This window comes from Liquorilactobacillus sp., from assembly GCF_047719775.1.
GTDB lineage: Bacteria > Bacillota > Bacilli > Lactobacillales > Lactobacillaceae > Liquorilactobacillus.
The window spans coordinates 36,794-47,028 of record NZ_JBDNTS010000015.1 but is presented as its reverse complement, the minus strand read 5'-3'; the positions used below and the strand labels follow the sequence as shown (position 1 = coordinate 47,028).

The 10,235-nt window shown below is 36.8% G+C and carries 10 protein-coding genes; all 10 read right to left on the bottom strand.

The features are described 5' to 3' along the window. Window positions 1-42: 42 nt before the first annotated feature. Window positions 43-1,209 (bottom strand): pyridoxal phosphate-dependent aminotransferase, encoded by a 1,167-nt coding sequence (locus ABF682_RS08800; RefSeq protein WP_289978345.1) that lies wholly within the window; start codon window positions 1,207-1,209, stop codon window positions 43-45. A gap of 92 nt (window positions 1,210-1,301) precedes the next feature. Next, window positions 1,302-1,841, bottom strand: coding sequence for a biotin transporter BioY (locus ABF682_RS08795; protein ID WP_415619567.1), 540 nt, complete (start codon window positions 1,839-1,841; stop codon window positions 1,302-1,304). A gap of 206 nt (window positions 1,842-2,047) precedes the next feature. Continuing rightward, window positions 2,048-4,027 (bottom strand): hypothetical protein, encoded by a 1,980-nt coding sequence (locus ABF682_RS08790; protein WP_415619566.1) that lies wholly within the window; start codon window positions 4,025-4,027, stop codon window positions 2,048-2,050. A gap of 71 nt (window positions 4,028-4,098) precedes the next feature. Then, on the bottom strand, window positions 4,099-4,749 hold the full coding sequence (locus tag ABF682_RS08785; RefSeq protein ID WP_415619565.1) for a phosphatase PAP2 family protein: 651 nt from the start codon (window positions 4,747-4,749) through the stop codon (window positions 4,099-4,101). After that, the gene (locus tag ABF682_RS08780) at window positions 4,736-5,398 is read right to left on the bottom strand and encodes a VTT domain-containing protein (RefSeq protein WP_415619564.1); all 663 of its coding nucleotides are present in this window, start codon (window positions 5,396-5,398) and stop codon (window positions 4,736-4,738) included. Before ABF682_RS08780 ends, ABF682_RS08785 begins: the two co-directional genes overlap by 14 nt. Before the next feature lie 57 nt (window positions 5,399-5,455). Further along, the gene (locus ABF682_RS08775; protein WP_415619563.1) at window positions 5,456-6,397 is read right to left on the bottom strand and encodes a glycosyltransferase family 2 protein; all 942 of its coding nucleotides are present in this window, start codon (window positions 6,395-6,397) and stop codon (window positions 5,456-5,458) included. Window positions 6,398-6,425: 28 nt separating this feature from the next. Continuing rightward, window positions 6,426-6,989 (bottom strand): hypothetical protein, encoded by a 564-nt coding sequence (locus tag ABF682_RS08770; protein WP_415619562.1) that lies wholly within the window; start codon window positions 6,987-6,989, stop codon window positions 6,426-6,428. A gap of 221 nt (window positions 6,990-7,210) precedes the next feature. After that, complete coding sequence (locus tag ABF682_RS08765; RefSeq protein WP_415619561.1) at window positions 7,211-8,578, bottom strand: sensor histidine kinase; 1,368 nt, start codon at window positions 8,576-8,578, stop codon at window positions 7,211-7,213. Between the two features lie 31 nt (window positions 8,579-8,609). After that, window positions 8,610-9,299: a response regulator transcription factor gene (locus tag ABF682_RS08760; protein ID WP_289978334.1), complete on the bottom strand. Its 690-nt coding sequence runs from the start codon at window positions 9,297-9,299 to the stop codon at window positions 8,610-8,612. Window positions 9,300-9,753: 454 nt separating this feature from the next. Then, window positions 9,754-10,212: a GNAT family N-acetyltransferase gene (locus ABF682_RS08755; RefSeq protein WP_289978331.1), complete on the bottom strand. Its 459-nt coding sequence runs from the start codon at window positions 10,210-10,212 to the stop codon at window positions 9,754-9,756. Window positions 10,213-10,235 lie beyond the last annotated feature (23 nt).

Below are 10,235 nucleotides of genomic sequence, written 5' to 3'. Positions count from 1 at the left end.
TAACAACAAAATCAAATTGCTTTTGTCATTATGCCTTTTTATTTACTTTCTATTCTTCACATATGTCTTAATACGCTTTGCTGCTTCTTTCAATTTTTCAAGACTTGCTGCATAGCTGATACGCACATAACCATCCCCACCAGGTCCAAATGATACACCAGGAATAATTGCAACATGTGCTTCATTCGCCAAGGCACGCACAAAGGTCCATGAATCTTGTGGGCAATTAGCAGGAATCTTAGCAAAGATATAGAATGCCCCATCAGGACTCGCTATCTTGAATCCAACTTCTGCTAACTCCTTCATCATAAAATCGCGTCTTTTTCCATATTCTTTTACCATTAATTTGCTATCACTTTTACCATTAGTCATTGCTTCAAGGGCTGCAAATTGCGAAATCGTCGTAGCAGCTGTAACAAAGTTCTGATGTGATTTCACAACTTGGTCAATAAAATCTTGTGGTCCTAGGATATATCCTATCCGCCAACCAGTCATCGCATGTGATTTCGACAGGCCCGTAATCAAGATTGTCCTGTCTGGAATAGCACGCGCAATAGAAAAATGCTTTTTGGTATACGTCAATTCAGCATAGATTTCATCACTGATTACCCAAAGATTACGGTTGCGAATAACTTCTGCCAACTCTTCAACTTGTTTACGCGAGTAAGTCACTCCCGTTGGATTGCTTGGATAGTTCAATACAACCGCTTTGACACGAGCCAGCGGATGTTCATCAATCACCTGCTCCAATTTTTCAGCAGTTAAGACAAAACCGTCATCACTTGTATCAACCATGATTACATTGCCTTCATTAACTTTTGTAATTGGAATGTAGATGGGAAAAATTGGTGTCGGGATAATTACAGTATCTCCCGAATTTATAATGGTTTGCAGGCTAGCTGCAATTGCTTCTGTTGCTCCTACAGTTGTTACAACTTGCTGTGCCGAATAATTCAAGTCGAATTTCTCGTCGTAGTACGATGCAACTGCCTCACGCAGAGCTGGAATCCCTGCATTAGGAGAATAATGCGACTGATTATCTTCAATTGCCTTAATGGCAGCTTTCTTGATATGTTCCGGTGTATTAAAATCAGGTTCTCCAAGTGTCAGCTTGATGATGCCGGGAATATCACTTGTGTCTGTATCAAATTGTCTAATATCTGAAATACCTATTTGCTCGATTTTCTCATTAAATTTACTATTTACCATCTGAATGCTCCTTATTGTAAATAAATCTCAAACTTAAGGAACATTATAGCACAATAGAAAAGTATTTTGCTTCAGATAATTGAATCGCTAAACTACCCTATCAATTGTCTTTGGACTATTCCTTGCAGTCGCTGTGCAATTACTACAGCTAACAGTACCTTAATAATTCCTGGAATAATGAATGGAATCATTCCTGTCATCAGTGCCGCATGCAGACTAAGATGCAGATTTGGAAGCATCCACAAAGAACCAATTAAAAGACTAGCAAGCATTCCAATTAGATTTGCGCTGAACAGTGACAAATAATTCTTTCCCCAGTACTTCAGAATCAATCCCGTTATCAAACAATATATTGGAAATGAATAAAGATAGCCCGCAGTTGGTCCTGTTAAAACAGCTAATCCACTAGAAAATTCGGCGAAAACCGGTAACCCGATTGCACCCATTATTAGATAGATACATAATACAGTAAAACTATCTGTAACTGGCAACAGGCTTGCAATCAACCCAACTGCAAATGTCTGCATTGTAAGCGGTACGATTGGCAGCGGAATTGTAATCTGTGAACAAACGATCATTGCTGCTAACAAGATTCCTGATAATACTAAAAGATGAAGCTTTTGACTCTTCATAAATTACCCTCTTCTCACTTTGATATCCTCATTGTAAATATTCAAAAGTTAACTGTCAACCATTATTTTAATAAGGTTAACAATAAAAGAAGACTTAGAACTGTCAATCACATATAGCTACAGATTTATTAAACTTAAACCATTCGCTAAATATTTTACTATCTTTATCATAATTCTAGTTCATCAAATTCAAAAAATAAGCCATTTCAACTTTTTCCATTGCTATAAGTTGCCTTATAGACTAATGATGCAAATCTGATAGTCCGTACATTCATCTTGACTGGGTATGGCGCGAGTTGATAATTAACAGTCTGAACAATTTCGATGGGCTGCATCTGACTATCCTTGTTCACTAAAAATATTTGATAGGACCCCGCTGTGATTTTACCATGGTAGCTTAATGATGAACTGCCTGCTTTTAACCCATGTTTTAGCAAATAATGCCGCTTCGTCCGATAATTGATCAATTCTCCAGATAATTTTGAGCCCTGCGGAACTGCCACTGAAAATAGCGTAACTTCGTGCTTGATGACCATTTGTTGAGCAACAAACTTCCCAGGCGCTACCCAAGTCTCCTTCGTATGATACTGCAAGGAAAGCTGACTTCTTTGTGCAGCGATGATCTGTCCTGCAGGTTCATGCCAATTAATAAGATTGCTCAAAATCACAATCAGACAAACAATAAGTGGGCCAGCTTTAGTATGCAAAGAACTAAACAATCGAACCTGCTTTTTTTGAATTTCTTGAACCTTTGCTTCTCTTATGGGCAGGGTATTGATGATTAACAGCAAAGGCAAAAGAACTTGTCCATAGCGGCTCTCTGATTCCCACAGCAACATGTGAAAAAAAATATAACCGCTTGCCAAAATGATAGCCAGTTCACGAATAGAATCGAGCTCTGTCTGCCGTTTAAGCAATTCTAAACATTTGCTCAAAGCAATCAAATAAATCCAGATGAAGCCGCTGCGCATAATCGCCTGACTTAAAACATGCACTTTTGACTGCCACTTGGCATAGACTCGCGGTACTTGAATGAAGCCACCGGTATAAGCACTCTGAATATCATTAACACTTAACAAAATTCCAACTTTTGCAGCCCACTGCCGTAATATCCCATTAATTCCTAGGCGACTTAAACGTTCCGGCAAAGCCTTGGCAATATATGCTTGTCGGGAAGACTTAGATGGCAAACTAATCATTTTTCCCACATCACTGCCGTTATATGTACCATGGCTGGCAGGATTGTAACTCATCCAGATCCAATGGGTCACCGGAAATTGATAACGGTTGTTGGATTTGAAACCTGCAGCAGCACTAACTGCCTGACTAGCTGGAAATGTTGCCGCAAAAGCAAATAAGATCACGGCAAGTGGCACAATCATTTTTCTCAAAACCTGTTTTTTATACATAAATAAATCAACAATTAAAATCAGAATTGCAATTGAAAAAATAATCAGATTAGCTTTAATCAGCTGACCACAAACGATTATTAGAAATAAAAAAATTGTACTAATGAATTGAGTCTTTTTGCTCTTGGGCCAGCGTACCAACAAGTTAAAGGTCAATAACAGTATCAGTAAGATTGGCAGATCAGAATAGAAGACTTGCAGGTAATACGTATAGGCGAATGGACCTAATAGGAAAAAAAGAGCTAATGCTAACACCTGCGTATGACTTTTAACAAAATTCAGACAAGTTTTCAGGCTTGAAATAATGAATCCATCCAAAAAAAGCAAAGACAATATGTGTAATGCAGCATTAGTTGATATCTGGAATACATTAGTCAGCCTTAGCCACAAGGATAAGAAATAAGCCAAGGGAACATTATTGGAATAACGCCAAAAATATGTTGAATTATCCCAATCAGGGTGATTGCGGCTTAGTAATTCAGCCTCATGAAGCACACGAAACGGATCATGGTAGACGGTCACTGGGAAAAAGATGAGGATCAGCAATTGTACGACTAAAATCAAACCCATTATCAGGTAAATTATTTTTGAAACCCTGCTTTTTGAGAGTGAATTCGCCCAGCAAGCGAATTTTGGCAAACAAAAACCAATCCCTAGCGATAATGCACTGACAATTAATGTTTCGCTAAGATTTTGCGGATAAAATAAATTTGAAATAATTCCGATTATCAGGGATATACCCAAAGAAATTATAAAAAATTGTTTAAAATACTTCATATGCGTTTCCTGCCTTAATTAATTGAGTAAAGGATGTCATTTCTTATGTTCGAAAAAATCTTTGCCTTTTATCAATTTCCCCTATTTGTATGAAAGAACTTTTGCCAAAGTCTAAAATAAAATAACTTCATGACTTCCCACCAAGTAATGGCTAGCAGCAAACTACCGCAAACATCGCTAAAGAAATGTGCTCTTAAATATAATCGTGTAAAACCAATTAGAATCACCCAGCCGATTGATAATAAGGAAACAACGAATTGTAGTTCTCGATCTTGCAGCCAAGGAACAATGAAATAAAGGACTGCTAAAACAACAATTGCTGTTGCAAAAGTATGACCACTTGGAAAGCTAAAACCGCCATTTTTGATAACTTGATCTGCCGGCCTAAAACGATGAACCAATTCTTTTATCATTAAAGCAACTGTACAGCCGCTGAACTGTGTAATCAGCAGCCACCCTGCATTAATCAAATTGCGTTCCTTTCGCCACAGTAGAAAAGCAATTAGTATTGTCCAGCAAATAGCAACAAACGGACTGCCTAGAATGGCAATTAAGCTGATATACTTTGTAGCAACGGGATTTACAGTAGGTACTATCAGATTTTGAACTGCTGTATCAAGTGTCTGCAGCCAAATCGCCGAAGTTTTAATACTAATCGTCAAGGAAATAAACAATAATGCCGTTACTCCGCCAACTATTGTTAAAAATTTATTTTTTCTCATCCAAATCACTTCTTTTCGAGTCTTTACTGCGAGTAGTAGAATGCTGACTTTTCTTGAATTTAAATAAAACAATTGGGAGTAACGAAATTAAGATAATTACTATCATTAGTAGCTCAAAATGATTTTTTACTAGTGGAATATTCCCGAAGAAGTACCCGCTTAAAAGAACAAAACTAACCCATACAATACCGCCGCACATATTAAAGAAGGCAAATTTATGATATGGCATTTTGCCAATTCCAGCAGTAAACGGAATCAATGTTCTGATTATGGGAGCGAAGCGACCTAGAAAAACTGCACTGGCACCATAGTTTTTAAAGAAGCTGTTTGCTTTTTTCAGATAAGCAGCATTAATCCATTTTGCCCATTTAGGTTGCGTAAAAGATCTTGCAAAATACTTTCCAACTTCAAAATTCAAGCTATCACCTAAAATGGCCGCCACTGATAATAAAATTATCAACGCTTGGATGTTAAAAAATGAATTGGATAAAGCTGCCATTGACCCGCACAAAAATAATAAAGAATCACCGGGTAAGAATGGCATAATTACTAATCCCGTCTCACAAAAAATTATTAAAAATAATACGACATATATTATCCAAGTACCTTGACCAGCAATGCTGACTATAAAGCTATTTAGATTTATCATTAACAACGAAACCCCTTTTTCTTGAGAACTATGCTATTTAAAAACATTGGAACTGCCTTATTTTAGATAACTTTGAATGGTATATCGTGGACGTTGCTTTACTTCGGTCATTATCTTCCCAATATACTCACCAATTATTCCTAGACTAATCATCTGCAGACCGCCTAAAACCCAGATGGAAACCATTAAGGAGGACCACCCATGAACAGTTAATCCCACCCATTTAGTTATAATTGAATAAAAGAACATCACGACTCCCAGAGAACTAGTGAAAATGCCTAGTGCTAAGATGAATCTCACAGGGATGATTGAAAATGACGTAATTCCGTTCCAAGCAAAAGCCAGCATTTTCTTGAATGGATATTTTGATTTTCCTGCTAATCGCGGAGTCCTCTTGTAGTAGACTTTAGCCGTGCTAAAACCTAATAATGGAATTACTCCGCGGATAAATAAATTACGTTCTTTATACTGCAAAAAGGTTTTAACCGCCCGCTGCGACATCAATCTAAAATCGGCATGATTAGGAATCAGCTTAACTCCAAGTATATTTAATAATTTATAAAACAGGGCTGCGGAATTACGCTTGAACCAAGTATCTGTGGTTCGATCGTTTCTGACTCCATAGACGATCTCAGCTCCACCAGCAAAGCAATTGATCATTTCATTAATTGATTCTGGATCATCCTGCAAATCCGCATCAATGGTTACTACCAAATCAGCTGAAGCGACAACCGCTTGAAACCCTGCAATTAATGCATTTTGATGACCGAAGTTTCTGCTTAACCTAATTCCTTTAATACTTTTATTTTTCTCATGATAATGCTTGATAATTTTCCAAGTTTGATCAGCCGAGCCATCATCGACAACCAAAATGTCAGAAGAATAGTCGAGAATTTGAGCTTGAATTAGTTTGCTTTCAATCTTTAATAACCTTTGCAATGTATTATTCAATACTTCTTCTTCATTAAAAGCTGGTACAACAATTGTTAATTTCTCCATATTTAATCCTCTTCTTCAATGTAAAAATTTAAAAGTCACAGGCAAAATAAATTATCCGCATGATTTCCCACCAAACCAGTGCTACTAACGAACTTGCCAGCATTCCAGTAAAAGAGCTTCCTCCACTATACAGCTGTGCGGTAATTACCAACCCCAGCCACAGAAAAGCTAGCAAGATTGTTAATAACTGAACTTCTTGATCAACAAGTATCGGGAGAATAATTGTTAGAACAATTAAGATAATAATGACTGTTGCCAGAATATGATCATTAATTAATACCAACCCAGGGTATTTAAGATGCAGCCCCTGTGAAAGCCAATTAATTAACAGCGTTAACATTACGCTGCTAAAATGGACAAATATTACCCAGACAGCATTTATTATTCGTTGAAAATACTGCCAGATAGCAACTGCAATGATAATTATTAATACAGAGGTGCTTACAATGTTGCTGAAAAACGAAACAATGGGATAAATTTGATTTTGCCCACTTGATCTCACAGTCAGCATAAATTGTTGCAAGCTCATATCTATGGACCTGAAATATGGTGCTTTTAAATAAACCAGCAGCAGTAAAATAATGTATAACATTAAAGAGATAGCACCAGTTATTAACCAACTGAACTTTTTTTTAATTAAAAACAGCGCTTATCTCCCCCTTCTTAGCCCCTCTCACTTGAACAATTTCAAGTTTAGCAACTTTTAGTTATCGTTAAAAGTAACGCTCACTGAGAAGATTATGAGATTTTTTTAGAAACAAAAAAGCTCTTAGCTGAATGACTAGCAGCGCTAAGGGCTAAAATTAAATTATTTCAGAAACTAATTTTAAATTCTAAAGAAAAAATAGTGCCTCGTGTTTGATTATTCGTAACTCTCAAAGTGGCATGATTTAAAAGAGCTAGTTGTTGGGCAATTGCCAACCCCAACCCTGTTCCAGTAATTGAACCGCGAATGTCATCTGCACGATAAAATCTTTCAAAAATATGTTCCTTATCTTGCGCGGCAATTCCTCTTCCCTGATCAGCAACCTTAATAATTAATCCGTTGGAACTTCTTTCAAGAGTCAGTCCAATTACTGAATCCTGCGGTGAATATTTACTGGCATTATTCAACAGGATAATCAGAATCTGTTCAATGCTTTTTTGATGCCCTGTAATAACTATCATAGTTGGAATATCAGTAATTATTTGCTGTGGAAAAAGTAAATTCATTTCCTTGGCAAGCTTCTGTAAGGACTGACTGATATCATATTTTTGCAGTGTCAGCGTCATTTTGTCTGCTCGCGAAAGGGTCAGTAACTCTTCGATTAGTTTTGTCATTTGTTCGGCTTCCTGGTATATATAATCCAAGGAATCCTGAACTATTTCCGGATGGTCATGCCCATGTCTTTGAATTAATTGAACGTGACTTTGGATAGTTGCAATCGGCGTTCGTAATTCATGGGCGGCGTTCGAAACAAAAATTTTTTCTTTTTCCGTTTTATCATATAAGTTTGTCAGCAGACGATTAAAACTGGTAGCCAGCTGCTTGACTTCTGTTGGTGTTGCCGGAATAGGTAGCTTGTCCGTCGTCTGAATCTTTTTAACAGAAATCGCTTCCGCACTTTTAGTTAACTGACTCAATGGACCTGTTAATCGTTGGGCAATCAGCCTGATATATAACGGCAGCGTCAGGAGTGTTAAAACTAAAATGATTGCAGTTATGATAATAACTCTTTCCAAAATCTTCAATTGCGAATCCAATTTTATCCATAAACTATAATGAATTCCCTTGGCATGCCCCGTATTATAAAGCAGGAAACCGATCTTAGGACGATAATAGAGCCCATGAATTAAAAAAAGTTTCTGGGGCTTGATTTTCAATAGATTCTTAGCATCAGGTGAATAGTAGTTTTTCGTCTTGGCATCTTGGCGGATATTCCTAACATGCACGTAACTCGTGCTGGTATTCAAAGTACTGTTGAAACGCCACTGTTTCCAGTCATGATCGCCATCAATCACTGTCCGCTCCAGACTCTTAATAATATTGTTTGAAGTCGTGCGGCTAGTTTCCAGCAGCTGATGTCCGACAGCAACCGTTGTAATAATACTAAAACTGATAATTATTGCTGTGATCAGTAATAAGAAACTTCGCAGCATAATTGAGTCGCTATTTTGTTCTTTCTTAATCTTTATTTTCATCTTCTTTACCTTCACCTAGCATCACTTCCCGTTAGTTGTCTGTCAGTGAATAGCCAACACCTCTAACAGTATGAATTAGTTTTTTTGAATTAGGGAATTCATCAATTTTATTTCGTAAATAGCGAATATACACATCCACAATGTTAGGTTCACCCTCAAAGTCACTGCCCCAAACCAAGTCAAGCAGTTCATTACGCGTAAACACCTTACCAACAACCTTAAACATCTCCACTAACAACCGATACTCTCGTTGCGTCAATTGAATGCTATGGTCCCCACGTGTAATCCGACGTTTCCCAGTATCAAGAACTAAATCATCGAGTTGATAGACTTGGTAGTTGTCCAATATTTGTCTTGGTCGCCGCAAAACAGCCGTGATTCTAGCAAGCAATTCTTCAATATCGAATGGTTTAGTAATATAATCATCTGCTCCGCCAGTCAAACCTGCCACTTTATCTCCGGTATAATCACGAGCAGTTAACATGATAACTGGAATACCATAATCCCGCCGAATTCGCCTAAGTACTCCTAAACCATCTAACTTAGGCAACATCCAATCTAAAATGATTAAATCAATTGTCTGTTGATTCTTATCAAAAACGCTCAAAGCTGCGACACCATCAGAAGCAGTCAGAACTTGATAATTCTCAAATTGCAATTCTTTTTTTAAAGAAGCAACCAATCCGAGTTCATCTTCTACTAATAAAATTGTTTTACTCATCATATTCCCTCCAAAGCAAATTCTGATATTTAGAGAATTCGCGTCAATCTATTTTAATACAAAAATTTCAAACTTAATCTATTCACTCAAATTTCAACATCTTATGTCACACTCTTTTACCCAATTTCATTATATCAGCTGCTACCTGCTTTTTTATGAGAATTTCTCAGATTGCTTTCATGAATTATAAGTGGTTTTGACTCATTATTTAGAAAAAGAATTAATTAGCTTGTTGAGAATATAGATAGAGGTGTAAATATGGCTCATAAGACACAATGGTAAGACCGCTTTCAGTTTTAGTTAACAATTTTATTTTGTTAATTAATTGTTGCGAAAAATTACCAAAAAAATAGATTAATGTCTGCTGAATACAGAAAACATTAATCCATTTTTTTAATGATATTTGACTTTTCTTTGGTATTCAAAAGTCAGCTTTTGATTCACTTCCTGTGATTTACAGATTGTGACTCATATTAATATCAGTATTAAAAAAGCCGAGTTTATGATACACATGAATCGCTCTCTGATTACTACCGAAAACATGCAGACTAATCTTCTCAAAGCCTAATTTCTTAGCCTCTATAAAGATCTGTTCCAGTGCTTGCGTCCCAAATCCTTTGTTTTGAAACTCTGGTTCAATTGCAAAGTCATAAATAAAGGCGTCACTCTGATTCATTTGATTTTTAGCAAACCATAAGTATCCAATAATCCGTTCGTCAATACTAAGAGTGTAGAAATAACTTCCCTTTGTTTCTAATCCTTCAGGAAGTAACTGCTTATTTTCTTTTTGTGCCAAGTCCAGAGCTTCTTCAGCTTTCCATGTTCCTGCCTTTACCTTTTCGGCTGCATATACCTTAAGGTTCCCAATGATGTACTTTTCATAGTTCTTTAGATCCATTTTTTTTAAGTCCATGAATCCCCCTCAACAAAATATAA

Bases quoted from the DNA above. Each gene is read 5' to 3' on its own strand.
- ABF682_RS08800 (WP_289978345.1), bottom strand. From the start codon at position 1,209: ATGGTAAATAGTAAATTTAATGAGAAAATCGAGCAAATAGGTATTTCA.
- ABF682_RS08795 (WP_415619567.1), bottom strand. From the start codon at position 1,841: ATGAAGAGTCAAAAGCTTCATCTTTTAGTATTATCAGGAATCTTGTTA.
- ABF682_RS08790 (WP_415619566.1), bottom strand. From the start codon at position 4,027: ATGAAGTATTTTAAACAATTTTTTATAATTTCTTTGGGTATATCCCTG.
- ABF682_RS08785 (WP_415619565.1), bottom strand. From the start codon at position 4,749: ATGAGAAAAAATAAATTTTTAACAATAGTTGGCGGAGTAACGGCATTA.
- ABF682_RS08780 (WP_415619564.1), bottom strand. From the start codon at position 5,398: ATGATAAATCTAAATAGCTTTATAGTCAGCATTGCTGGTCAAGGTACT.
- ABF682_RS08775 (WP_415619563.1), bottom strand. From the start codon at position 6,397: ATGGAGAAATTAACAATTGTTGTACCAGCTTTTAATGAAGAAGAAGTA.
- ABF682_RS08770 (WP_415619562.1), bottom strand. From the start codon at position 6,989: ATGTTATACATTATTTTACTGCTGCTGGTTTATTTAAAAGCACCATAT.
- ABF682_RS08765 (WP_415619561.1), bottom strand. From the start codon at position 8,578: ATGAAAATAAAGATTAAGAAAGAACAAAATAGCGACTCAATTATGCTG.
- ABF682_RS08760 (WP_289978334.1), bottom strand. From the start codon at position 9,299: ATGAGTAAAACAATTTTATTAGTAGAAGATGAACTCGGATTGGTTGCT.
- ABF682_RS08755 (WP_289978331.1), bottom strand. From the start codon at position 10,212: ATGGACTTAAAAAAAATGGATCTAAAGAACTATGAAAAGTACATCATT.